Origin of the sequence: Niallia circulans, assembly GCF_003726095.1 — a bacterium.
Lineage (GTDB): Bacteria > Bacillota > Bacilli > Bacillales > Cytobacillaceae > Niallia > Niallia circulans_A.
On sequence record NZ_CP026031.1, the window covers coordinates 1,111,011 to 1,135,352 of the forward strand.

22 protein-coding genes, 1 pseudogene and 1 other annotated feature are annotated in these 24,342 nt (G+C 35.6%); of the genes and pseudogenes, 21 read left to right on the forward strand and 2 right to left on the reverse strand.

The annotated features are described in order from the left end of the window. Positions 1 to 60: 60 nt before the first annotated feature. The 7 genes from C2I06_RS05240 to C2I06_RS05270 all read left to right on the forward strand — a co-directional run bounded on the left by C2I06_RS05240 (position 61) and on the right by C2I06_RS05270 (position 6,582). On the forward strand, positions 61 to 1,683 hold the full coding sequence (locus tag C2I06_RS05240; protein ID WP_123257610.1) for a putative polysaccharide biosynthesis protein: 1,623 nt from the start codon (positions 61 to 63) through the stop codon (positions 1,681 to 1,683). Positions 1,684 to 1,985: 302 nt separating this feature from the next. Then, positions 1,986 to 2,333, forward strand: a complete 348-nt coding sequence (locus tag C2I06_RS05245; RefSeq protein ID WP_123257611.1) for a hypothetical protein — start codon at positions 1,986 to 1,988, stop codon at positions 2,331 to 2,333. A 338-nt stretch (positions 2,334 to 2,671) separates the two neighbouring features. After that, entirely contained in the window at positions 2,672 to 3,706 is a 1,035-nt protein-coding gene (locus tag C2I06_RS05250; RefSeq protein WP_123257612.1) for a DUF2332 domain-containing protein, read from the forward strand. Between the two features lie 109 nt (positions 3,707 to 3,815). Then, positions 3,816 to 4,082 (forward strand): hypothetical protein, encoded by a 267-nt coding sequence (locus C2I06_RS05255; protein WP_206427986.1) that lies wholly within the window; start codon positions 3,816 to 3,818, stop codon positions 4,080 to 4,082. A 207-nt stretch (positions 4,083 to 4,289) separates the two neighbouring features. Continuing rightward, the gene (locus C2I06_RS05260; protein WP_095328458.1) at positions 4,290 to 5,108 is read left to right on the forward strand and encodes a lipid II flippase family protein; all 819 of its coding nucleotides are present in this window, start codon (positions 4,290 to 4,292) and stop codon (positions 5,106 to 5,108) included. 129 nt (positions 5,109 to 5,237) lie between these two features. Continuing rightward, complete coding sequence (locus C2I06_RS05265; RefSeq protein WP_123257613.1) at positions 5,238 to 5,699, forward strand: GNAT family N-acetyltransferase; 462 nt, start codon at positions 5,238 to 5,240, stop codon at positions 5,697 to 5,699. Positions 5,700 to 5,814: 115 nt separating this feature from the next. Next, positions 5,815 to 6,582, forward strand: a complete 768-nt coding sequence (locus C2I06_RS05270) for a GNAT family N-acetyltransferase (RefSeq protein WP_123257614.1) — start codon at positions 5,815 to 5,817, stop codon at positions 6,580 to 6,582. 115 nt (positions 6,583 to 6,697) lie between these two features. Here C2I06_RS05270 and C2I06_RS05275 read toward each other — a convergent pair whose 3' ends face one another. Beyond that, on the reverse strand, positions 6,698 to 7,714 hold the full coding sequence (locus C2I06_RS05275) for a DUF3231 family protein (RefSeq protein ID WP_095328461.1): 1,017 nt from the start codon (positions 7,712 to 7,714) through the stop codon (positions 6,698 to 6,700). Between the two features lie 188 nt (positions 7,715 to 7,902). Beyond that, positions 7,903 to 9,033, reverse strand: a complete 1,131-nt coding sequence (locus tag C2I06_RS05280; RefSeq protein WP_095328462.1) for an IscS subfamily cysteine desulfurase — start codon at positions 9,031 to 9,033, stop codon at positions 7,903 to 7,905. A 140-nt stretch (positions 9,034 to 9,173) separates the two neighbouring features. Between C2I06_RS05280 and nadB the strand changes: the two genes are divergently transcribed. The 14 genes and pseudogenes from nadB to C2I06_RS24890 all read left to right on the forward strand — a co-directional run bounded on the left by nadB (position 9,174) and on the right by C2I06_RS24890 (position 24,151). Further along, entirely contained in the window at positions 9,174 to 10,781 is a 1,608-nt protein-coding gene (gene nadB / locus C2I06_RS05285; protein ID WP_123257615.1) for an L-aspartate oxidase, read from the forward strand. Further along, positions 10,723 to 11,559: a carboxylating nicotinate-nucleotide diphosphorylase gene (nadC, locus tag C2I06_RS05290; protein WP_123257616.1), complete on the forward strand. Its 837-nt coding sequence runs from the start codon at positions 10,723 to 10,725 to the stop codon at positions 11,557 to 11,559. The genes nadB and nadC overlap by 59 nt, the downstream gene beginning before the upstream one ends. A gap of 22 nt (positions 11,560 to 11,581) precedes the next feature. Further along, entirely contained in the window at positions 11,582 to 12,685 is a 1,104-nt protein-coding gene (gene nadA / locus C2I06_RS05295) for a quinolinate synthase NadA (protein ID WP_095328465.1), read from the forward strand. A gap of 202 nt (positions 12,686 to 12,887) precedes the next feature. After that, positions 12,888 to 14,351, forward strand: a complete 1,464-nt coding sequence (locus C2I06_RS05300) for a sigma factor-like helix-turn-helix DNA-binding protein (protein WP_123257617.1) — start codon at positions 12,888 to 12,890, stop codon at positions 14,349 to 14,351. 420 nt (positions 14,352 to 14,771) lie between these two features. Continuing rightward, a complete protein-coding gene (gene miaA, locus C2I06_RS05305; RefSeq protein WP_217279891.1) occupies positions 14,772 to 15,734 on the forward strand; it encodes a tRNA (adenosine(37)-N6)-dimethylallyltransferase MiaA in 963 nt (320 codons plus the stop codon). Positions 15,735 to 15,761: 27 nt separating this feature from the next. Further along, positions 15,762 to 16,001, forward strand: coding sequence for an RNA chaperone Hfq (hfq, locus tag C2I06_RS05310; protein WP_031538267.1), 240 nt, complete (start codon positions 15,762 to 15,764; stop codon positions 15,999 to 16,001). 562 nt (positions 16,002 to 16,563) lie between these two features. After that, positions 16,564 to 17,517 carry a stage V sporulation protein K gene (gene spoVK, locus C2I06_RS05315; protein WP_095328468.1) on the forward strand — a complete coding sequence of 318 codons (954 nt, stop codon included), beginning with the start codon at positions 16,564 to 16,566 and terminating at the stop codon, positions 17,515 to 17,517. Positions 17,518 to 17,673: 156 nt separating this feature from the next. Further along, the gene (gene hflX, locus C2I06_RS05320) at positions 17,674 to 18,969 is read left to right on the forward strand and encodes a GTPase HflX (RefSeq protein ID WP_095328469.1); all 1,296 of its coding nucleotides are present in this window, start codon (positions 17,674 to 17,676) and stop codon (positions 18,967 to 18,969) included. Next, a pseudogene (locus tag C2I06_RS05325) lies at positions 18,970 to 20,237 on the forward strand (methionine gamma-lyase family protein). A gap of 111 nt (positions 20,238 to 20,348) precedes the next feature. Then, the gene (locus C2I06_RS05330; protein WP_016204997.1) at positions 20,349 to 20,768 is read left to right on the forward strand and encodes a MerR family transcriptional regulator; all 420 of its coding nucleotides are present in this window, start codon (positions 20,349 to 20,351) and stop codon (positions 20,766 to 20,768) included. Positions 20,769 to 20,801: 33 nt separating this feature from the next. Further along, on the forward strand, positions 20,802 to 22,139 hold the full coding sequence (gene glnA, locus C2I06_RS05335; protein WP_123257618.1) for a type I glutamate--ammonia ligase: 1,338 nt from the start codon (positions 20,802 to 20,804) through the stop codon (positions 22,137 to 22,139). A 368-nt stretch (positions 22,140 to 22,507) separates the two neighbouring features. After that, positions 22,508 to 22,760, forward strand: a binding site (T-box leader). 48 nt (positions 22,761 to 22,808) lie between these two features. Beyond that, positions 22,809 to 23,510 carry a class I SAM-dependent methyltransferase gene (locus C2I06_RS05340; protein ID WP_123257619.1) on the forward strand — a complete coding sequence of 234 codons (702 nt, stop codon included), beginning with the start codon at positions 22,809 to 22,811 and terminating at the stop codon, positions 23,508 to 23,510. A gap of 171 nt (positions 23,511 to 23,681) precedes the next feature. Next, positions 23,682 to 23,945 carry a hypothetical protein gene (locus C2I06_RS05345; protein ID WP_123257620.1) on the forward strand — a complete coding sequence of 88 codons (264 nt, stop codon included), beginning with the start codon at positions 23,682 to 23,684 and terminating at the stop codon, positions 23,943 to 23,945. A 47-nt stretch (positions 23,946 to 23,992) separates the two neighbouring features. Then, positions 23,993 to 24,151 (forward strand): hypothetical protein, encoded by a 159-nt coding sequence (locus tag C2I06_RS24890; protein ID WP_164463629.1) that lies wholly within the window; start codon positions 23,993 to 23,995, stop codon positions 24,149 to 24,151. The last annotated feature ends 191 nt before the right edge of the window (positions 24,152 to 24,342 follow it).

Sequence of the window (24,342 nt, forward strand, 5' to 3'; positions counted from 1 at the left end):
AAATTATTGCTGGCTTAATTTTAATGGTTATTTGAAAAGATAATTAAAAGGATGGATTTAATGGAATCATCAAAACTTCTAAGAGGAACATTTCTTTTAACGCTAGGAACAATTATCTCAAAAGTTCTTGGTATGCTCTATGTTATTCCTTTTTATCATATAGTAGGGGAAAAAGGAAATGCTTTATACTCGATGGCTTATATCCCTTATTCTATTTTTATCAGTATAGCCACTGCTGGCTTGCCATTAGCAGTGGCAAAGTTTGTTTCTAAATATAATTCTCTAGAGGAGTATGCAGTAGGGAGAAAACTATTTAAATCTGGGCTTATTATGATGAGTTGTACTGGAATTGTTGCATTTGTTATTTTATATCTCTTTGCGCCCATTTTAGCAGCAGCTAGCATACCTGATAACGCCGATGTAAGTGTTCAAGATGGGACGACTGTTATTCGTGCGGTTAGCTTTGCTTTAGTCATAGTTCCATTTATGAGTTTAATTAGAGGTTTTTTTCAAGGGCATCAATCAATGGGACCTTCGGCAGTTTCTCAAGTAGTTGAGCAGATTGTACGAGTTATTTTTATGCTTTCTGGTGCTTATATCATACTAAATCTCTTAAAAGGAAGTTTGGTTACTGCGGTCAGTGTAGCAACTTTTGCGGCATTTATTGGTGCAGTTGGAAGTTTAGTAGTCTTATTATGGTATTGGTATAAAAGAAAACCCCATCTTGATAAGCTTCTTTTAGAAGATAAAGGAGTCATTGATGTTTCACTTAAGGAAACATATAAAGAGATTATCGTATATGCAATCCCTTTTATTTTTGTAGGGCTTGCAAATCCATTATTCCAGTTTATTGATGAACTTACTTTCAAAGGTGCAATGGAATCTATTGGCTTAAAAGATCAAGTAGTAACTGCATTTGGTGTTTTGACTTTAAATACTCATAAACTTGTCATTATTCCAGTCTCTTTAGCAACTGCTTTTTCGTTAACGCTAGTTCCTGCCATTACGAAGGCATACACAGAAAAAGATCATGTCAGTTTAGTTCAACAAGTGAATCAAACAATTCAGATTGTTCTATTCTTTACATTACCTGCTGTTGTAGGTCTTTCGCTGCTTGCCGAACCGATCTATACCGTATTTTATCATCATAAAGAACTTGGTACGGACATATTAAGAATATATGCTCCGGTAGCTATTCTATTTTCCCTTTTCTCTATTACAGCAGCGGTTCTTCAAGGAATAAATAAGCAAAAATATACTATTATAAGTTTGCTGTTAGGTTTAATGGTGAAATTATGTCTGAACATACCACTTATCAAAATTTTTGCAACCAGTGGGGCAGTAATAGCTACTAGTATTGGGTATTTAATGGCAATTATAATTAATTTTTATGTGATAAAAAAGTTTGCTGGCTATTCTTTAAGATTAGTTATCAAAAGAGTACTGCAAATCGGATTCTTTACACTCGCTATGTTTATTGGAACACTATTTACCTATATGCTATTAACTTTATTTTTATCAGCTCAAGCTAAGGTAGACGCATGTATTATAGTGATTGTTTGTATGGTTGTGGGAATAAGTATTTATTTTTGTCTAAGTGTTAAGTCTAATTTAATTATTCAGCTCTTTGGGGAACGAGCAATACGAGTAATAAAGAAGTTGAATATCAATAAATCTTTTTAAATGGAGTCTACTATGCTTTATTCTATTTAATATGAGAAGCCTAGATATTTGGAGTTGAAATTATAATGGGGAGTTATGGTGGATAAATTAATAGGCTCTCAATTAAATAGAGAAGTATATAATATCAGCCATAATATGAAGGGAATCAGCTGAATAACGAATTTATTAGCCAAAATAAGAGGGAAATCAGCTAAACTGCGAAATTATCAGCCAAAGTAAGGTGGGAATCAGCCAAATTACGAAATTATCAGCCAAAGTAAGAGGGAAATCAGCCAAACTAGGAAATTATCAGCCAAAGTATAGTGGGAATCAGCCAAACTAGGAAATTATCAGCCAAAGTAAGAGGGAAATCAGCCAAACTGCGAAATTATCAGCCAAAGTATAGTGGGAATCAGCCAAACTACGAAATTATCAGCCAAAGTAAGGTGGGAATCAGCCAAACTGCGAAATTATCAGCCAAAGTAAGGTGGGAATCAGCCAAACTAGGAAATTATCAGCCAAAGTATAGTGGGAATCAGCCAAACTGCGAAATTATCAGCCAAAGTAAGGTGGGAATCAGCCAAATTACGAAATTATCAGCCAAAGTAAGAGGGAAATCAGCCAAACTAGGAAATTATCAGCCAAAGTATAGTGGGAATCAGCCAAACTAGGAAATTATCAGCCAAAGTAAGAGGGAAATCAGCCAAACTGCGAAATTATCAGCCAAAGTAAGAGGGAAATCAGCCAAACTACGAAATTATCAGCCAAAGTAAGAGGGAAATCAGCCGAACTAGGAAATTATCAGCCAAAGTAAGGTGGGAATCAGCCAAACAAGGAAATTATCAGCCAAAATTAGAGGAGAATCAGCCAAACACCGAAATTATCAGCCAAAAAAGAAGAGGATCAGGCCGAACTGCATATAATAAGTAGAGAAATTTTTAAAGCATTTTTGCACATACAGCATTAAACAGGATAGATTACCAATTCATATGAGGGGATGATTAGGAGAATGCGTACTAATGAAATGCTGTCTCAAACATTTTTAACCTTTGCAGAAAAGGAATGTAAGGGATCAAGCGTCCTCTACGCACTTTTGTCTAAACAAATTGCAATGGATAAAACGCTTCTTAATATTGCTAAATGTGCTAGAGTTGGGCAGCCTGTCCCTAATCTATTATTTGGTGCCGTTCACTACCTTCTGTTAAAGGGGACCAATCACTCGCTAAAAGATTATTACCCTAGTATCACAGAGAATCCCAAAACAGCTAAGGCTTCGTTTCCTATTTTTAAAGATTTCTGCCTCAAATATCAAAAGGAGATTGCATGGATTCTCCAAACGAAGTTAGTTCAAACGAATGAGGTGAGAAGATGTTCTTACCTTTATCCTGCTTTTTGCATGATATATAATCTAGCTAAGAAACCGCTAGCGTTAATCGAAATAGGCACTAGCGCAGGCTTTCAGCTTCAATGGGATAAGTATGCCTATTCATACGGTAAAGAATGGTATGGAAATTCAGAGTCAGAACTGCCAATTACTGCGACTGTAATAGGAGAAAATATGCCATTCTTATTGAAAACTTCTCCTCCTGTTACGATAAGGATTGGTTTTGATTTACATACGATAGATTTACATGACAAAGACGAAGAATTATGGCTAAAAGCATTGATATGGCCAGAACATAGAGAGAGATTATTCTTATTTGAAAAAGCGGCAGATTACAGAAGAGAAGGTGCTTTGAACGTAGTGAGCGGTGATGGAGTAAGCTTGCTGCCATATTATGCCGAAACTATTCCAGAGGGCAGTGCTATTTGCATCTTTCATACCCATGTAGCGAATCAAATACCAAGAGAAGGGAAGGAGCTTCTGTTACAAGGTGTGGAAGAAATTGGGAAGCACAGAGAAGTATTTCATCTTTATAATAATATTCAAGATAGATACTTACACTTAGATTATTATATGGCCGGTAAGAAGAGTGAAAATAGCATTGCAGAAACAGACGGACATGGACGATGGTTTAAATGGTTAAAAAATGATACTAGATAAGGAAGTAATTAAGTTCTATGATAAATAGCTAGCTTTATACTAAAATAAGGGAATATACTTCTAGGGCTATTAAATGTGGAATGTATATAATAGGAGGCATTAAAATAGGATGGGGTTACTGAATATTGGGAGCCTGGTGCTTGGTTTAATTGCTTGGATATTGCCGGCTACAAACTTAATGAGAGATAAAAAGAAAGTTCAGAGAAATGGGCTAATGATTTGTTTTCTTAGCATGGGTGCTTGTGCGATTTCTATCTCTTTTCAGATTTTCTATAGCTATTATCTTGTAAAAATGGAGGATTGGAGTGCAATGATGGACACATCAGGTGGGGTAGTGGTTGCGACTGCCGTTCTCCTTTCTGTGACAATATTTTGAACACGGCGAATTATATTATATATCGTAAAGTTACAGCAAAATAGCCTTTAAAATAAATACATATAAACGAAAAAGGACACTTATTACGGTGTCCTTTTATTACTTTAACAACATCTACTTAATGTAAAATCAACTTCAGCAAATATTTCTAGTTAATTCCAAAAAAAGAGTTATAATGTAGCTAGAAGAAAAATTAAAGGAGTTTTTATGGAATTAATAACATCAAAGGTCATCATCATATCTATTTTACTGTTAGTGATTACAATGATAGAAACATTAGCCTATTCAACGAGAATATCTGGTACGAGAGTTAAGTTAATAGCTACTGCAATATCGTTATTTAGCACGATGGTTATTGTTTCGCGATTTTCTACTATGTTTCAACAGCCATTAACAGCAAAATTGATAGCAGAAGTTCCCAAAGGGGCAGACAAATTAACTTTTATTGCGGCGCAATATCGAATTTTAATAGGAGTAACATCAATGGGGGTATTAATTGGTATCCTGTTGTTTCCAACATTTATAAATATCTTTTCACGAGCAATTGTCCAATTAGCAAATGAAAGAGGGTCCATGCTAGCTCTTTTTTCTAAATTATTCAAGAAGAACAACCTAAACAAGCTTCTAAAATGTCTTAAATTACCGCGATTATCCTATTTTAAAGGAATTACCTTAAACACAGTTCCAAAGCGTTTATTTGTATTAAATGTCATTATTTCAGCTATATTTACGACGGGTGTCATATCCTCCATATATGCTTCCATGTTAGTTCCAGCAAAAGTTTCTCAGGCAGCTTTAATGTCCTCAGGGGTAATAAACGGGATTGCCACCATCATTCTGACCTTATTTATTGATCCAAAGGCGTCTGTGTTAGCTGATCGCGTCATGAAAAAACAAACGGACTATATTTATTTGAAAAGCTACTCATTAACAATGGTTAGCTCTAAATTTATCGGCACGATAGTAGCGCAAATAATCTTTTTGCCTGCAGCTTATTATGTGGCTTGGTTTGCAGAATGGCTTTAATCTAAAATAGGAGCTGAAAAGTAAATTACCGCCATCAATAAAATTGTCGTTAGATCTATTAGCTTTTCAAACGAATGGAAGAACATTTGAGAATTATCAAAATAATTTTTACTAAAGGAGGAATTAAAAATGACAGTGTCATTAGAGTTTAGGTTAGCGACATTACAAGATTTAGATCAAATTGTAGCTATGCTTGCTGATGATATGTTAGGTAGTAAGCGAGAGCGCTATGAACAGCCGCTTCCTGCCAGTTACCTGCAAGCGTTTCAAGCTATTGCAGAAGATCCCAATAATGAATTAGTGGTAGCTTGCTTTGGAAATGAAGTAGTTGGTGTTCAACAAATTACTTTTTCTCCATATATTACCCATCAAGGAGGATGGCGAGCGACTATTGAAGGGGTAAGAACTGTTTCTTCTGTAAGAGGAAAAGGGGTAGGTACTCAACTAATTAACTGGGCAATCGAGCGTGCTAAAGAAAGAGGCTGTCATTTGATTCAGCTTACGACTGACAAACAAAGACCAGATGCCATGCGTTTTTATGAACGATTAGGCTTTCAAGCAACACATGAAGGGCTGAAAATGAAACTATAGCAAGGAGGGTGGAGAGATAAAGTGGTTCGGCTGTTATCAATAGAGAAGCATTAAATCTGTAGGAGAATGTATATAGTTGATGAACATTCCATTTAAAAGATAAGGAGGAGAGACGATGTTTGAAATCTTGAATGTAAATGCTGAAAACGTGGATGAATACGGATTTTTTTGTATGAGAAGCAAACCGAAATCAAAAGGGTATCAAAATAAACTAGCGTGGATGAAGAAACGGTTTAAAGAAGGGTTAAAAGTAAAAATCCTTTTAGAAGACGGTAAACAAAGAGGTTTTATTGAGTATATTCCCAGTGAATTTACATGGCGAGCGATAAATGCCAAGAAATATATGGTGATTCACTGCTTCTGGATCGTTGGCAAGAGCAAAGGAAAAGGTTATGGGAGCAAGCTTTTAGAGGAATGTATAAAGGATGCGAGAGAATTACATTTGGATGGTGTTGCAATAGTCACCAGTAAGAAAAGCTGGTTACCAGACAAAACTCTCTTTGAAAAAAAGGGTTTTAATCAAGTGGATAAAAGAGGGGATTTTGAATTAATGGCTTATGCTTTTCAAAATGATCGGAAACCTAGCTTTATCGATTGGTCGCTGATAGCAAACGAATATGATAATGGGATTACGGTGTTCAAGTCAGACCAATGTCCGTTCACGCAAGATGCTGTTGATAATTTGCAAGCTGCAGCAGATGAGCATGGCTTAAAAGTAACTGTCCTTGAAATGAACGATAATGAAATGGTACAACATCTGTCTCCGACACCTTTTGGCGTATTTACTGTTATATATAATGGGGAAATCATAACTTATCATCCAGAAACAAAGAATAAATTTCTACAATTAATAGAAAGACAGGATTTGAAAATGAGTAAGTAAACATGAGCGAAATGAAATAAAGAGCAATCTTCAAATGGATTCTAAAAGTAGAGCAAAGTCTAGAAGACAATGCTCCATATACTTTTTCCCTAAATAGTAAATTTAGTAATAAGAATTATTCCTTATTATTTGCTAAAGTCTGCCTGTTATCAGCTAAAGGAGGTTGCTCTAGCCATCCATACTTTATTAATAACTCACATCCATCTTCAGCGTATAAACCTACTTCAGCCATGAATTTTGTATATTCTGCCGCAATATCTCTTCTTTGAGAAACAGATAAGCCAGCACCATAATAGCCAACTGCAGAAGAAACCAATGTAACGATATGGTATAACATTAATTTATCAGAAAAAGGAGAAACGGTGGAATTTGTTACCTCCGACACCCATGTTTTTGGAGAAGATAAGTCTTCCTTTGTAAGGATAGTATTAAAAGTAGTGAAGTGGTTCAAACAAATTTTTTTGCCTCTTTCAAAATATTTTTGAATATCTTTTGTTTGGCAAACCTGAGCAAAGCCTAATTCTAAAACTGTTTTTACTACGTCTTTTTTCATGTTAAAGCTCATACCGCTTATTTCAATAGCGTTTAATGGTCGTTTTTTCCCAAACCATCCAGCTAAATAACTTTGGTTATCGACAAATTTGACTTGCTCTGGTGTATTAATTCTAGCAGTTTTACTATAGAATCCTTTATTTAGCATGATGGAAACGATCCGTTTATGTAACTCCATCGTTTCCTTGTTACATTGGATAAAGTAATCTAACTGGTCAGCTCTTGATGATGTAGAAACGGCACCTGCATATCCAGTCAATCCTAGTAAGGTCATAATATGTAAATACGCTATAATAAAAGCGTCTGTAAAGATAGAAGGAGCATTTAAATTAACATCTTCCTCCACTGAAAAACCTTTGGGAATGGGAAGGTTCTCTTGAGTAAAGAAATCAGTAATTTTAGTGATATGGGTTTCAGCAATGCTAAGGGAAAAGTAGAGTACTTCTTTAATGTCTTCGTCTTTTGCTTTTTCAATTGAATGGGTAAGAATACATATGGATAAAGAATCATTTATGTATTGAGTCCAAAGGTTCGCTATTTCAGCTGTGGTTAGTTCTACATCATGACTGATCTTCTTCATAAAAGCTCCTCCAACAAGTGCATATATCAAATACAATTTTATTTTTTGATTTTATATTAATATTTCATAGTTGCGCCATTTCTATGTAAGAATTAAACAAAATGTTAAAGAAACGAAAATAGGTTAAAGTGAGTAGGCTATAATAGATGTTTCCATAATAGATACACAATTTATACGAGTAAAATGGTTTACTTAGGAAGTGAACTGTTTAGTGCAAGCTGTTTAATCGTATTGGCTAAATCTCTTACATCTTCTTCCATATTGTCTTTGCCCATCGATATCCGAACAAACTCTTTTGCCTCTTGATCAGCCAATCCTAACGCCTTCATGGTTTTGGAAGGGGCTTGTTTTCCGACTTGGCACGCACTGCCTGTGGAGATGGCAAATCCACGACGATTACATTCAAGCATAAGCCATTGACCTTCTATCCCTTTAACTCGTAATCCGATAATTCCTGGATATTGATCCGTACATTCAAAAACAGTAACGGTTTCTTTCGGAAGCATCTCTGTAAATAACCTTCGGAACTTAGAATGCTTCGTTTCGTTCTCCGAAATTGTAGAGCATGCCTTTTGGGCAGCGACGGTCATACTTGCAATCCCAGCTGTGTTAACTGTACCAGAGCGAAAGCCATTTTCGTGGCTACCATTTAATACGATTGGAATCCAAGGAACATTTGGATTAATATAGGCAAGACCGACACCTTTGGGTCCATAAAATTTATGACTCGAAAGGGATAATGCATCGACATAGGGGGTTACTTTTTTAACCTCTATTTTTCCAATACTTTGCACCATATCACTATGAAAAAGAACATGATGCTTTTTACAAATCGCTCCGATTTCTTTTATTGGTTGGATTGTACCAATTTCAGAATTCACATGTTGGATAGAAACAAGCACGGTGTCAGGACGAATTGTTTCTTCTAGTAACCGAGTATCGATTAAGCCAGTTTCTGATAATGGCAAATACGTAATTTCATAGCCTTTGTCTGCTAAGACATGCATCGTACCGTGAATTGAAGCATGCTCTGCTATTGATGTAATAAGGTGTTTTCCTTCCTTTTTTGTCCCCTTAAGTAAGCTTTGCAAAATAAGAAAATTACTTTCTGTACCACCGCTTGTAAAGTAAATGCCTTTTTTATCTACGTTTATTAATCTTCCCCATTCTTCACGGCAATTCTCGACGATTCTAGTAGCTGTATCTCCCATATCATGAAGACTGTTCGAATTTCCAAAGTATTTACAAGCAACTTCGACATAAGTAGAAGCAGCATCGGAATCTAAAGAAGTAGTTGCTGCATAATCAAAATATTTCATCAAAAATTCCTCCAAAAAAATCAGTTGTTTACGGGAACCAGATTAATAAGCTAAAAATCTATCCATAAAAAACCCTTGCCTTAATTTTAAAACTATGTAAATATAAGTGTCAAGACACCTGTAAAATAGGATGGTGAAAAATGGACACCGATGTATTGATTATTGGTAGTGGAATCGCTAGCTTGCAGCTAGCTAAAAAACTTTCAACAGATTTCAATGTGATAATTCTCACAAAATCTAAAATAGAAAGCAGCAATTCTTATTTAGCTCAAGGTGGAATTGCTGCAAGCATGGGAGATTCAGATGATTATAGAAAGCACGCACTTGATACATTTGAAGCTGGACGCTTTCACAATAATCCTGAAGTAGTAACGAAAATTACAAACGCAGCACCCATCTTAATAAATGAATTGCGGCAGGGGGGATGCAAATTTGATGAGGATATGTCAGGAAATCTTGCATTAGGAATGGAAGGTGCTCATTCGGAAAACAGAGTAGTACACAGTGGCGGTGATACTACTGGAAAACAGTTGATGCAGTATTTAGTGGAAACAAAGACTAATAATATCAAAATCATCGAAAATGTTTTCGTCTATGAATTAATGGTAAATACTAATACTAAACAATGCTTTGGCGCAAAAGGCATATTTTCAGATGGAACACGAACAGAATTTTATAGCGCTCATACTGTTATTGCAACAGGTGGGTGTGGAAATCTTTACACCTATACGAGTAGTGCTTCCACCATTACGGGAGATGGAATTGCGCTTGCTTATTTAGCAGGGGCAAATATTAGCGATATGGAGTTTATACAATTTCATCCTACCCTGCTTTATGTTAACGGAAAAACGATTGGACTGATTTCAGAAGCTGTCAGAGGAGAGGGTGCAAGACTAGTTACAGCTTTTGGAGAGTACGTGATGGAACATGTCCATCCTTATAAAGACTTAGCTCCACGGCATATCGTCTCCCAAACAATTTATCAGTATTTATCGAAAGGGGAACCAGTCTATTTAGATATTTCCATGATTGCAAATTTTCAAGAGAGATTTCCTACAATTACAAATATGTGTCTAAAAGCAGGCATTGATTTGCAGAAAGGTCTGCTCCCAGTTGCGCCAGGCAGTCATTTTTTAATGGGGGGAATTGATATAGACCTGCATGGAAGAACAAATATCGATAATCTTTATGCAATTGGTGAAGCAGCTTGCACAGGTTTTCATGGAGCGAACCGTTTAGCAAGCAATTCTCTCTTAGAGGGTTTATATATGGGGAAAAACCTTGCGACACTTCTTCATAAAAAGCAAAGAATAAAAACGGAAACGATTCAATGGAAAAACGAAGAAAAAAATGAGAATTTCTTTCCGATTTTGCCAGAAAAAGCAGAGATTCAAGATCGAATGATGGAGTATGTAGGCATTGTCCGTAATGGAATCCACTTACGGATGCATCTTGAATGGCTTGAAGGTTTCAGAATAACCAATCTGGAACAGATCTCTTTAGAAAATAAGTCAGTCGAGGAGATAGAAAAGTATTTTATGCTTTTAACAGCTTTTCTAATTACCAAATCTGCATTGGAAAGAAAAGAAAGCAGAGGGGGCCACTTTCGTTCTGATTATCCTATGGAAAAGAATGAATGGATGAAAAAAAAGATCTTCATGAATCGTGAACAAACAAAGGAGAATCAAAATGAACCAATTAAAATTGCAGAAACTGCTGGAAGCATTTTTTATGGAAGATATCGGTGAACGTGATGTGACGACAGATGCGATTTTTCCCAAAGAGCAGCAAGGAGAAATCGTGATTTTATCGAAGGATAATGGAATTTTTTGTGGGGAAGAGATTATTCAGGTAGGATTCCAAGTTTTGAATCCGGCAACAGAAGTCACAATGCGTATCCATGATGGAGACCGAATGGAAGTAGGTCAAAAATTGGCTACGGTAAGAGGAAAGATTCGTGATTTATTAAAAGGGGAGCGTGTTATTTTAAATCTTGTCCAAAGAATGAGTGGTATCGCCACAAAAACATGTGAAGCAGTAGAAACTTTAAATAGTGGCTACACCAAAATAAGTGATACGCGAAAAACGACACCAGGGTTAAGGATGTTAGAAAAATATGCGGTAACAGTTGGCGGAGGGCATAATCATCGCTTCGGATTGTATGATGCGGTGTTGATTAAAGATAATCATATTGCTTTCGCCGGTTCGATCGCTAATGCTGTAAAAGCGGTTAAACAGTCAATTGGTCATATGGTTAAGGTAGAAGTTGAAACGGAAACAAAGGAACAAATGTTTGAAGCTCTAGCTGCTGGCGCTGATGTAATTATGTTTGACAATCGAAAGCCTGAAGAAATTGTGGAGTGGATTACACATGTTCCAGAAACTGTAACGACAGAAGCATCTGGTGGAATTACATTAGAAAATCTTGCTTCCTATCGAGAGTGTGGAGTGGATTATATTTCATTAGGATTTTTAACCCATTCGGTGAAAGCAGTAGATATTAGTGTGAAAGTAAGCTTTGATTAAAGAGTAAAAAGGGGAGAGGAAAATGAACCTTTTAGAGGGGCTGCAAGCATCAAATACAATACCAGAGAAATACTTGGCCATGTCAAATGCGGAATTAGAAGAAAGAGTGGTTAGTGTAAAGAATCGATTAGGCAAAAAACTATTTATTCCAGGTCACCATTATCAAAAGGATGAAGTTATTCAATTTTCTGATGCTACAGGGGATAGCTTAAAGCTAGCGCAAGTTGCGGCTGAAAATACAGAAGCAGAGTTTATTGTCTTTTGCGGGGTTCATTTCATGGCAGAAACAGCTGATATCCTTACTACAGAGAAGCAGAAAGTCTACTTGCCAGATATGCGGGCGGGTTGCTCGATGGCGGATATGGCCGATATTTATCAGACTAATCGAGCATGGATCAAGCTGCAGGAATTGTTCGGAGACACGATCATACCACTAACCTATGTAAATTCAACAGCAGCCATTAAAGCCTTTGTCGGAGAAAATGGGGGAGCAACCGTAACTTCTTCTAATGCTGAAAAAATGGTATCCTGGGCCTTTACAAAAAAGGAAAGATTACTATTTTTACCAGATCAGCATCTTGGAAGAAATACTGCCTATAATTTAGGGGTTCCTTTAGAGCAAATGGCCATTTGGGATCCGGCTAAAAATGAACTTGTTTATGAAGGCGTGATAGAAGATATTAAAGTAATACTCTGGAAAGGTCATTGTTCTGTACATGAAAATTTTACCGTGAAAAATGTCGAGCAAGTTAGAAAACAATATCCTTACATGAAAATTATTGTCCATCCAGAGTGCAGCAGAGAAGTTGTCGCGGCAGCTGACTTAGCTGGTTCAACCAATTATATTATTGATGTAATCGAAAATGCAGAGTCTGGAAGTGCTTTTGCTATTGGTACGGAAATGAACCTAGTTAATCGGATTATGAAAGAACACCCGGATAAAGAAATTATTTCCCTTAACCCATATATGTGTGCTTGTTTAACAATGAATCGGATTGATTTACCTCATCTCGTATGGTGTTTAGAATCAATTGAAGACAATTTTGAAAGGAATCGAATTAATGTCGAAGAGCCAATAGCGTCTAATGCAAAAATAGCATTGGATAGAATGTTGGAATTATCCTGAATTCTAAGCTGAAAACTGCTTTGTAAAATAAAGGCAGTTTTTTTGGTTAAGTTAAGATGCCATTACATATCGCAACAATAAAAAGAAGTAAGTTATAATTTAACCAGAATATTTATTCAAAGTTGAATTTTCAAACAGATGGTTAATGACAAGTATTCTATCTTCCTTTAAAATATAGGTAATATATGGAGAATGGCGAAAGGTGGAATATACGCTGAATAGACGTCATAGACAATGGAAGAAACAAATACAAGCCTATATAAATGAATGGTATCTTCTAGCATTTTTATTAACTGGAGATAGAGTAACAGCAGAACAATTGTTAAATATGGCGGTAGAACAAGTAAAGGATAAGTGGTCCTATCGCCATTTTGAGCGTTTATGGGCAAAACCAGTAATCAAGGAATATATTAAATTTAGTCGAAATAATGAATGTAATGATAAATATTTGGATTTTAGCACACTATTAAATCGAATAGGTTTGCTGGAAGGAAATGCCCGAGTTGCTTTTTTACTAAAGTATTATTACGGCTTTTCTTATAAGAAAATAGCGCGGAATCTACATATCTCTGAGAGAAAAGCGAAAATAATAATTTATGATGCCCTTCTTCTATGGACAAATAATGGCAAGTTAATTCCCATTGAACAAGTGGAAGCTGCTATAAATAAAGATATAAATCTCGCAAAAAATTTTTTACTAGATTCTTTCCGTTTTGAAAAGAAAAACCAATACATAGAAACTCGCCTTAAAGGTAAGCGAAAGGCACTATTCCTTATCTTTACGATAGTTGTTTTATTTGCTGGTGGATCCATTAATCAGAAAACGCTAGGAAAGACGAGAGTCAGTCTCGGACCGGATGTATATAAAATTTATAAGGAGGGAGGCGTGTTTCAGCTAGGAAGGGAGATTCAACAAAAAGGCTATACCGATATTTATGCCTATCCAGAAGAGGAAAATAATATTTTATATGTCCAATTTAGCACAGCAGAGAGTTTAGAAAATAAAGAAGAGGTAACAATGTTCATCGAATCTTATTTAAAGGAAAGGGACTTGGATTACGAAATTAGATATGAAGAGATGAACCAAGTGATTGAAGCAGAACAAACAGATGAACAAACAGCAGAGAATAAACAGCTGGAAATGGAACAAGAAATATACGAATTACTTACATCAAATACCTATTATTATATGCAAAACTATGTAAGTGATTCATCTGGCGAATCAAGGGAAATCCTTTTATCTGAGTCTATTCCAAAAGAAGAAGAAACGATGATCAAGGAAGAAATCAAAAATATTATGACAAAATTTGATAGTGAATGGAACTTCTCATTCGGAAAGGTCGATGCAGAAGTTGTAGAGATGGAAAAAGCAATGTGGAATATTGTACCAGCTCTTTTAGAAGCTTATATGTTTGGCGGCGACAAATATAAAGTATATGATGTCTATCCAACATATGAAGACGAGCAATTGAAATTCGATATATATACTGAATTAGCCTTCACAACCGATGAAGATCGGGCGAAAAACATCGAAACAGCCAAAGAGTTAAAAAGATCTATACAATTCTTTTTCCAACATGAAGACATTCAAAAACTCTTTAACCATGCTCCCTATGTTATAAAAATATATGGAAATAATAGAAAAGAAGTAGAATTCGATATTTAACACAAATATTAGGGAGGGGTCCTAATGAATAAATCGAGGCAAGCTCCAAGTAAAAGAAATCATTCGCTTTGTCACTGATTTTTTGAAAAAGAAAAATACATCCTACATCGTCCAATAATATTATCGGGAAGATACTCTTGGGGGAAGAGAAAGAAGCTTATCAAGTTATTACAGAAGCGGAGAAAAAAGGGATAAAACTATGGCTAGGGGATTTTTCCGAACAAGGGAAAGTAACAGAATAATGTAACCATTTACTCAGCAGAGAAGGAAAAAATAAAAATTGATTGATAAAATTCCGTATATTTCATAAAGGATTGGTAATAATGCTTACAGGTTAAACTGCGCGGAAGAATGTGATAAAATAATAATAATAGCTTATATATATTTTGGCTAAATGTTAGTAAAAGGCAGTTGAATCATTTGACAATTAAAGAAAAAGTTGTGGTGCTAATTGGACCTACTGCTGTAGGAAAGACTAATCTTAGTATTGAACTGGCTAAAAAATACAACGGAGAAATTATAAGTGGAGATTCCATGCAAATATATAAGGGGATGGATATTGCGACAGCAAAAATCTCTCCAGAAGAAATGCAAGGGGTTCCGCACCATTTAATTGATATTGTAGAACCAGACGAAAGTTTTTCCGTTGCCCAATTTCAAGAGCTTGTGCGCAAAAAAATAACAGAGATTACAGCAAGAGGAAAGTTGCCATTTATTGTAGGCGGAACTGGTTTGTATATTCAAGCGGTTTTATACGATTATCAATTTCAAGAAACAGCTTCAGATCAAGCGTTTCGGATGAAACTGGAAGAAATGGCGCAGAGAGAAGGAAGCTTAAGAATTCATGACAGGCTGAAGGAAATAGATCCTGAGGCTGCAGCTGCTATCCATCACCATAATGTACGACGTGTAATAAGAGCACTCGAGGTCTTTCATGTCACGGGAAGAAAAATGTCTGAAATCCAAAAAGAGCAGAAGCAAGAGCCACTCTATGATACAGCATTAATTGGTTTGACAATGGATAGAGAAATTCTTTATGAGCGAATTAACAAAAGAGTCGATCAAATGCTTGAAAATGGATTGTTAGAGGAAGTGGAGCATTTTTATCATCAAGGCATAAGAGACTGTCAGTCCATTCAAGCAATTGGCTATAAGGAAATCTATAAGTATTACGATGGACTTCTAAGCTTACATGAATCGATTGAAGAGTTAAAACAAAATTCAAGAAGATATGCCAAAAGGCAATTAACTTGGTTTCGCAATAAAATGGATGTACAATGGTATGATATGACAGAAACCGTCAAAACAAATGACATAACAAAAAAAATACAGGAAATTTCTTCTTATTTAGAAGGAATGCTAGAGATTAAATCGAATACATAATAGTAGAGAGAAAAGAGGAGGATTTTCATGAAGCAATCAGTTAATATTCAAGATCAGTTTTTAAATCAATTACGTAAAGATGGCACAAACGTAACGGTATTCTTATTAAACGGATTCCAAATACGTGGATTTATAAAAGGTTTCGATAATTTCACGGTATTATTTGAATCAGAAGGTAAGCAGCAGTTAGTTTATAAGCATGCAATTTCTACGTTTGCTCCACAAAAAAATGTACAGATTGATTTAGAAGGCACGCAAGTTCAGTAAAATAGTCTCATTATAGGGCAAATATAAGTCCTATTGTTCAATCGAGTTAAAGATAGGGATACATAGGCATTTGCAAGGAAATGAATATGGAATAGCTTAATGAGAAACAGACTAAATCAAATATAGGTTTAGTCTGTTTTTTTATCCTTTCTCGTGTATGAAAAAGAATATATTGGTCGTCTGATAACAGTTTTTGGGTTCAAATTATACTGATTTAGTATGGATAAGAATTCAGCTTTAATTGTTTCGGTAAAAAAACGTTTGAAGTTAAAAATATGCTAGCCATTTTATCTCCTTTTTTGCTTAAATATAATATTTGAAATATTTCTTTATTTCAGCATAATAACTTACTCCATAGAATGGACTCTCCAGAAGTCTCCTCGAAAGCACTAAAAAAATAATCTAAAATAGTTTAATGAATAGTAAAGGTTCTGAATATACATTAACAATGGGGAATAGTAGCAAACAGTATGAATCAATGAAAAGGCTTATAAATAGTGATAAATAATGCTTTTGTTGGGCAAGTGTTTAAAGCGTTTTGTTTTAAGAGGAGGTGTGGCTTTTGGAGCATCCAATCCGGATGAAGAATAATGGACAGATCAGCGTAGTAATCAATTCACAGAAAAAGAAGGTTCTTCCAAAGGAAAAGCCAGAAGCTGAGTCAATCCCCAGAAATGTTCCGAGTGAACATGAAGCACTTAGGGAAATTGAAGCGGAATTAGGAAGTCTTGTTGGCATGGATGAAATGAAAAAAATGATAAAAGAAATATACGCATGGATTTATGTAAATAAAAAAAGAGAAGAAAGTGGCCTGAAAACTGGAAAACAAGCATTGCATATGATGTTTAAAGGGAATCCAGGAACTGGTAAAACAACGGTTGCGAGGTTAATTGGCAAGCTTTTTCAAAAAATGAATGTCTTATCAAAAGGGCATTTAATCGAAGCCGAGCGTGCTGATTTAGTTGGTGAATATATCGGACATACAGCACAAAAAACAAGGGATCTCGTGAAAAAAGCAATGGGCGGAATTTTATTTATTGATGAAGCCTATTCTTTAGGTCGAGGTGGAGAGAAGGATTTCGGGAAAGAAGCAATTGATACATTAGTCAAGCATATGGAAGATAAACAGCATGATTTTATACTAATATTAGCAGGCTATTCTAGAGAGATGGATTTTTTTCTCTCATTAAATCCTGGCCTTCACTCCAGATTCCCGCTTGTCATTGACTTTCCCGATTATACGACAGATCAGCTAATGGAAATTGCTGATCGAATGTTAAAAGAAAGGGAGTATGCTTTAAGTCATGAGGCAGAAAAAAAACTTAAAGAACATCTTTCATATGTACGAAATGTCCAGCATCCAAAAAGTTTTTCGAATGGCCGCTATATTCGTAATATCATTGAAAAATCGATAAGAGCACAAGCGATGAGGCTACTATTAGAAAGTAATTATGATAAATACGAACTTATGACTCTTAGAAGTAATGATTTAATGTTAAACTCCCATGAAAAATAAGGATAGCAGGTTATTCTACAAGAAGTAATTCTCGTGGAATAACCTTTTTTCTGTATTTTTCTAAAAAGGCATTTTTACTAAGACATATTTTGGGTAACCTTATAAGGAGCAAATAGAAGAAACATTGTTTGTTTGCTATAATAGATAAAGTTCGACATGGAAAGAAGGTTTACATACTTGAAAGAAACTAAAATAGAAAAAGAAAAAGTAATCCTGGTCGGCTGCGAGACACAAAATGATGCTGCCCGATTTGCATATTCGATGGAAGAACTTGCGAATTTAACGAAAACAGCAAATGGAGAAGTTGTCGCTACTCTAACCCAAATGCGAGAAAGAATTCATCCTTCTACATATATTGGCAAAGGAAAAGTAGAAGAGCTAGAAATGCTTGCAGAGGAGTTAGAAGCAGACTTAATCATTTTTAATGATGAGTTATCGCCAAGTCAGGTGCGTAATGTATCAAAAAATTTGGACGCTAGAATTATTGATCGTACACAGCTTATTTTAGATATTTTCGCTTCGCGAGCAAGATCGAAAGAAGGAAAGCTGCAAGTAGAGCTTGCTCAATTACAATACTTATTGCCGCGTTTAGGCGGTCAAGGTCTGCAATTATCGAGACTAGGAGCGGGGATTGGGACAAGAGGTCCTGGTGAAACAAAGCTTGAGTCAGATAGAAGGCATATTAGACGGAGAATTGATGATATTAAAACGCAATTAAGTGTGATTGTCGAGCATCGTGATCGCTATCGAGAGAGAAGAAAGAAAAACAGAGCATTCCAAATCGCCTTAGTCGGCTATACAAATGCCGGTAAATCGACACTATTTAATCGCCTTTCGGAAGCAGATTCATTTGAAGAAGATATTTTGTTTGCAACTTTAGATCCAATGACACGCAAAATTATTTTGCCAAGCGGATTTTCGGCACTGATTACGGACACAGTAGGCTTTATTCAAGATTTACCAACAACATTAGTTGCTGCTTTCCGTTCTACTTTAGAAGAGGTCCGAGAAGCTGATTTATTGCTTCACGTTGTGGATAGTTCCAATGAGGAATATTATCAGCATGAGGAAACCGTACATAAATTACTTGAAGATTTGGAAATACCTGCAATTCCGCATTTAACGGTCTATAATAAAAAGGATTTAGTGCATCCAAAATTTGTCCCTACATCCAAAACAGAAAGTATTTTAATCAGTGCTTTTGATAAAGAAGACCGGGAACAGCTAAAGCAGACAATTGAACAAATGATGATGGAAAACATGGAATATTATGAAACAACGGTTGAAAGTAATAACGGGAAATTATTGTCGCAGCTAAAAAATGAAACAGTCCTGCGCAGCTTAATTTTTGATGAAGAAACGCAAAACTATTTGTGTAAAGGGTATGCGTTTAAAGAACATGCTATTTTAAACTATAAAAAGTCGATAGAAAAAGAGGAATGGGAGAAATAAATGTATAAACAGTTAACATATGGAACACAGCTAGAAACATTAGTAATGGAAGTGGAAGAACAAATAAAGGAAGTACATCAATCAATCGATAAAAGAATTGATTCCAATCAATTTCGTGTCTTAGCAAGCTTTCAAAATCACAAAGTAAGTGAATCACATTTATTCCGTCTACTGGGTATGGATATGATGATATTGGTCGCGATACTTTGGAAAGTATTTATGCGGAAGTGTTTGGCGGGGAAGCTGGTTTAGTGAGACCACAAATTATATCAGGAACACATGCTATCAGTACGGCGCTATTTGGAATCCTTCGACCAGGCGATGAACTTCTATATATTACAGGCAAACCGTATGATACATTAGAAGAAATTGTTGGGATACGAGGGGAAGGGACTGGGTCGCTGCGAGAGTTTAACATCGGATATAACAGCGTTAATTTACTTCCAGATGGACAGCCAGATTATGAAAAAATCGCTGCGTCTATCCATGCAAATACAAAAATGATTGGGATACAGCGATCAAAGGGCTATGCAACGAGACCTTCCTTTTCCATTAAAGAAATAGAAAAAATGATTGCTTTTGTTAAAGAAATTAAAAGTGATGTAGTTGTATTTGTTGATAATTGCTACGGGGAATTTGTCGAAGATTTGGAGCCGTGCCATGTTGGTGCTGATTTAATGGCAGGTTCTTTAATCAAAAACCCTGGTGGGGGAATTGCTAAAACAGGCGGCTACATTGTCGGAAAAGAGGAATTCGTTAAAGCTTGTTCTTACCGCATGACGTCTCCAGGTATTGGGGCGGAGGCAGGGGCTTCACTTTACAGTTTACAAGAAATGTATCAAGGGTTCTTTCTTGCTCCACATATAGTTGGTCAAAGCTTAAAAGGAGCAATTTTCACAGCAGCTATGCTGGAGAAATTGGGGATGAATTCTTCGCCTTGCTGGAATGCAAAAAGAACGGATCTTATTCAATCTGTTCAATTTGATGATAAAGACAAAATGATTGCTTTTTGCCAAGCCATTCAATATGCTTCGCCGATAAACTCCCACGTAACGGCATATCCTAATTACATGCCAGGATATGAAGATGATGTCATTATGGCAGCTGGGACTTTTATTCAAGGTGCAAGTATTGAATTAACAGCAGATGGACCTATCCGACCTCCGTATGTTGCTTATGTTCAAGGGGGATTAACGTACTCGCATGTTAAAATTGCTATATGTATTGCCATTAATCAATTATTAGAACAAAAACTGATTACTATTTGAGTATAACAATCTGTTACATCAGTTGGGAAGAAATTGTAACATTAGTTGACATCTTTTTTCCCCAATCATATAATGAAGGGGAATTAAATCAATTTAAAGGAGCCGAATGCTATGTCTGGTAGTCAAATTCGTCGATCGATGCCTCTTTTTCCAATAAGTATTGTCATGCAATTAACAGAGCTGTCTGCTCGACAAATTCGTTACTATGAAGAACACGAATTAGTGGCTCCAGCAAGATCGGATGGCAATAGAAGACTTTTTTCATTATCGGATATTGATAAGTTATTGGAGATTAAAGATCTAATTGATCAAGGAGTAAACCTTGCTGGAATTAAACAAATATTCTCTGTTCAAGAAAAACAAGTGCTGACAGATGAAGTAAAGAAAGAAGCAGAAAAAGCACGCAGAGAATTATCTGATGAGGATTTGCGTAAATTATTGCGTAAAGAATTATTAAATGCAGGTCGCTTTAATGATACTCATCGTCCCTCTATGAGACAAGGAGACATGTCTCGTTATTTTCAAAAATAGATAAGAAGAAAAGTAGGGAGTGGAGGAATAGTCGTGGCTAAAAATTACACTAAAGAAGATATCAAAAGGTTTGCAAGTGAAAGTGATGTGAAATTTATCCGTTTACAGTTCACGGATATCCTAGGAACAATCAAAAACGTGGAAATTCCAATTAGTCAGTTAGATAAGGCATTGGATAATAAAATGATGTTTGATGGTTCTTCTATCGAAGGCTTTGTACGTATTGAAGAATCAGATATGTACCTATATCCTGATTTAAACACTTGGGTAGTATTCCCATGGACTGCTGAAAAAGGAAAAGTAGCACGTTTGATTTGTGATATTTACAATCCAGATGGAACACCATTTGGAGGAGATCCTCGTAATAATCTTAAAAGAGTCTTGAAAGAGATGGAAGATCTAGGATTCACAGATTTCAATCTTGGGCCTGAGCCGGAATTTTTCTTATTTAAATTGGATGAAAAAGGCGCACCTTCTTTAGAACTTAATGATAATGGTGGTTACTTCGATTTAGCACCAACAGACTTAGGAGAAAACTGTCGTCGTGATATCGTGTTAGAATTGGAAGAGATGGGCTTTGAAATTGAAGCATCTCACCATGAAGTAGCACCAGGACAGCATGAAATTGATTTTAAATACGCGGATGCAATTACAGCTTGTGATCAAATTCAAACATTTAAATTAGTTGTTAAAACAATTGCTCGCAAGCATGGACTTCATGCAACATTTATGCCAAAACCATTATTTGGTGTGAATGGTTCAGGTATGCACTGCAACCTTTCTCTATTCAAAAATGGCGAAAATGTTTTCTATGATCCAAAAGGTGAATTAGAATTAAGTGAAACAGCATTGCAATTTATCGCTGGTATCGGTAAACATGCTACTAGCTTTACAGCCATTACTAACCCGACTGTAAACTCATATAAGCGTCTAGTACCTGGTTATGAAGCACCTTGCTATGTTGCATGGTCTGCTAGAAATCGTTCTCCACTAATGCGTATTCCAGCTTCACGTGGCTTGAGTACTCGTGTAGAAGTACGTAGTGTAGATCCAGCTGCTAACCCATACTTAGCAATGGCAGCTTTATTAAAAGCAGGTTTAGACGGAATCGAAAACCAAATGACTCCTCCTGCTCCAGTAGATCGAAATATCTACATCATGAGCAAAGAAGAAAGAATTGCGGAAGGCATTGTTGATTTACCATCAACTTTAGCGCAAGCATTAGATGAGCTAAAGCAAAATGAAACAATGATTGACGCTCTAGGCGAGCATATCTTTGATCACTTTGTAGAAGCTAAAGAGATTGAATGGGATATGTTCCGTGTCCAAGTGCACCCATGGGAGCGCGACCAGTATATGGAAATGTATTGATTAGTAAAAGTCTCGGTATTTAATAAAATACCGAGACTTTTTATATGTGATGGTTTTAAAAGAAAGCTTGCATAAACTTTGGTTATTAATCATTTAGGAATATTAGTCTTCACTAAATTCTCTGTGTTTATCCTAATCAGTTTCATCTGAATAAATGCAGATGTTTTAAAAAGTTTTAGTAGAATGGAATGATGGAATTCCATCCAGTTTTTCAGTGGATCTTTGACAGTAAGTTAAGTCATTTAACCTCTTAAATGAATTGTAATACAATGGTGTAGTTAGTGAATCATAAAATATTTTGACAATTTTTTAAATGGGTAATAAAATAAAAAAAAACACTTTGAAAAATGGTAAATAAAAACCAAATATATTATGTGATGATGAAGAAGAGTAAACATTAGGAACATTTTAGAGAGCTGATGGTTGGTGAGAATCGGTATGGGAATTTTGTTGAATGGGCTTCTGAGCAACCAAGCTGAATGAATAGTAGGTTATGGCGGAATGTCCTACCGATAAAAAGGACAATATATGGAGCAATTATAAATTGTTTCTGTATAGTAAAGTGCGTTTATTTTTTAATAAACGAACGAAGGTGGTACCACGGGGTTTCTCGTCCTTTATTAGGATGAGGACCCTTTTTTATTTTATAAATTAAGGGGATGAGTAGATATGAGTAAAAATGGGTTAGATTTAGAACGGATCGTTTTTATCGGAAGAACATTTGAGGAATATATGGAGATGTTTTCACTTTCGTTAGACGAATTACAAGGAAAAAAGATTTTAGACTGTCCGGCAGGAGCCTGCTCTTTTACAGCCATCGGCAAGCAAAAAGGACTGGAAGTCACCGCATGTGATATCGCTTATTATCATCCGGGTGAATTGCTTGCCAATAAGGGGAGAAAAGATCTTGAACACGCAATGGAGAGTGTAGAAAAAGCAAAAGAACAGTACGTGTTTGATTATTTTAAAGATGTTAAAGATCTAGCGCAGCACCGAACCCAAGCACTTAATGATTGTGCAGCTGATATGAAAGAGAATCCTGGCTGCTATATTCCTGTGACATTGCCTTCACTCCCGTTTGAAAGTGAACAATTTGACTTGATTCTCTCTGCACACTTTTTGTTTACATACGGTGATCGTCTTAATAAAGTATTTCACCTCGATGTGATTGCAGAATTGCTTCGGATAGCAAAAGAAGAAATTCGTATCTTTCCACTTGTTGATCTTACTGGAAACAGATACGAGCATTTAGATGAGATTGTGAAGATACTCAAAAATAATGGTCATGATGTTGAAGAAGTTCGCGTGCCATATGAATTTCAAAGAAATGCAAATACAATGATGAAAATTAGAAAGAGAAATAAAGAGTAAGGAAATCTATAATTTTGTGTTGATTTTTATTAAAAAGAATAAAGCAGTATATAGCAGAATTAAAGCGCATAATGAGATGAATAAAAGAGAAATAAAAAGAATAGTAACTTAATATTCCCTATTTTTATAAAACTGTGTTTGTGGTAATATTTAACAGTAGGGGGAGAAACTATGAAAAAGTTCTTTAGCATTGCTTCTTTTATTATCTTTTTTATATCTTTAACAGGTGTTATAAGATTTTTTTGGGACGCAAGTAATTTTAAAAGAGAATTCGCTATATTCTTTATGTGGGTATTACCTGTAATCGGTCTTGTTTTAGGAATAGTTGGCAAAAAAGGAATATTTAAGACTTTTGCTCTTGTTGGAAATTCTCTGATTGTTTTTGTAACAATTGTAATCCCTTATGCTTCTACCTTGTTTTGGAATGAACCTTAAAACATAAAAAGATTTTATGACGAAATATGAAAAAGAGGTGAGGTGGAATGATGGAATTAAAAACAACAGGAAGAAATAAATACGATATGATTATGGAGTTACTAGCCTTACATGTGAAACAGGCAGACCTTTTTGGAGAAGATGTCAGACCAGAAGAAATTGAAGAACTATTTAAAAAATATTCAGAAATAGTAAATAAAATTTAAAGCATAAAAAGCATCCTCAAATGGATGCTTTTTATATGCAAAAAAATTCCAGACAGGACCAAGTTATTTTTTTATTCAATTCTGCATTATTGCACCTCCTCGCAGTTTACGACATGTTGATTTAGAGAGTAAAATGCACGATTTAAAAAAGAAAAAGCTCAAATTGTCGAATTTTTGAATAATCCAGCTAT

What these genes read in the sequence shown, in the direction of transcription:
- nadC (WP_123257616.1), top strand. Translation starts at nt 10,723, where the DNA reads ATGAACCAATTAAAATTGCAGAAACTGCTGGAAGCATTTTTTATGGAA.
- hfq (WP_031538267.1), top strand. Translation starts at nt 15,762, where the DNA reads ATGAAGCAATCAGTTAATATTCAAGATCAGTTTTTAAATCAATTACGT.
- C2I06_RS05280 (WP_095328462.1), bottom strand. Translation starts at nt 9,033, where the DNA reads ATGAAATATTTTGATTATGCAGCAACTACTTCTTTAGATTCCGATGCT.
- C2I06_RS05260 (WP_095328458.1), top strand. Translation starts at nt 4,290, where the DNA reads ATGGAATTAATAACATCAAAGGTCATCATCATATCTATTTTACTGTTA.
- C2I06_RS05345 (WP_123257620.1), top strand. Translation starts at nt 23,682, where the DNA reads ATGAAAAAGTTCTTTAGCATTGCTTCTTTTATTATCTTTTTTATATCT.
- nadB (WP_123257615.1), top strand. Translation starts at nt 9,174, where the DNA reads ATGGACACCGATGTATTGATTATTGGTAGTGGAATCGCTAGCTTGCAG.
- hflX (WP_095328469.1), top strand. Translation starts at nt 17,674, where the DNA reads ATGGAAAGAAGGTTTACATACTTGAAAGAAACTAAAATAGAAAAAGAA.
- nadA (WP_095328465.1), top strand. Translation starts at nt 11,582, where the DNA reads ATGAACCTTTTAGAGGGGCTGCAAGCATCAAATACAATACCAGAGAAA.
- C2I06_RS05275 (WP_095328461.1), bottom strand. Translation starts at nt 7,714, where the DNA reads ATGAAGAAGATCAGTCATGATGTAGAACTAACCACAGCTGAAATAGCG.
- C2I06_RS05330 (WP_016204997.1), top strand. Translation starts at nt 20,349, where the DNA reads ATGTCTGGTAGTCAAATTCGTCGATCGATGCCTCTTTTTCCAATAAGT.
- C2I06_RS24890 (WP_164463629.1), top strand. Translation starts at nt 23,993, where the DNA reads ATGATGGAATTAAAAACAACAGGAAGAAATAAATACGATATGATTATG.
- C2I06_RS05250 (WP_123257612.1), top strand. Translation starts at nt 2,672, where the DNA reads ATGCGTACTAATGAAATGCTGTCTCAAACATTTTTAACCTTTGCAGAA.
- C2I06_RS05340 (WP_123257619.1), top strand. Translation starts at nt 22,809, where the DNA reads ATGAGTAAAAATGGGTTAGATTTAGAACGGATCGTTTTTATCGGAAGA.
- C2I06_RS05265 (WP_123257613.1), top strand. Translation starts at nt 5,238, where the DNA reads ATGACAGTGTCATTAGAGTTTAGGTTAGCGACATTACAAGATTTAGAT.
- C2I06_RS05255 (WP_206427986.1), top strand. Translation starts at nt 3,816, where the DNA reads ATGGGGTTACTGAATATTGGGAGCCTGGTGCTTGGTTTAATTGCTTGG.
- C2I06_RS05240 (WP_123257610.1), top strand. Translation starts at nt 61, where the DNA reads ATGGAATCATCAAAACTTCTAAGAGGAACATTTCTTTTAACGCTAGGA.
- C2I06_RS05270 (WP_123257614.1), top strand. Translation starts at nt 5,815, where the DNA reads ATGTTTGAAATCTTGAATGTAAATGCTGAAAACGTGGATGAATACGGA.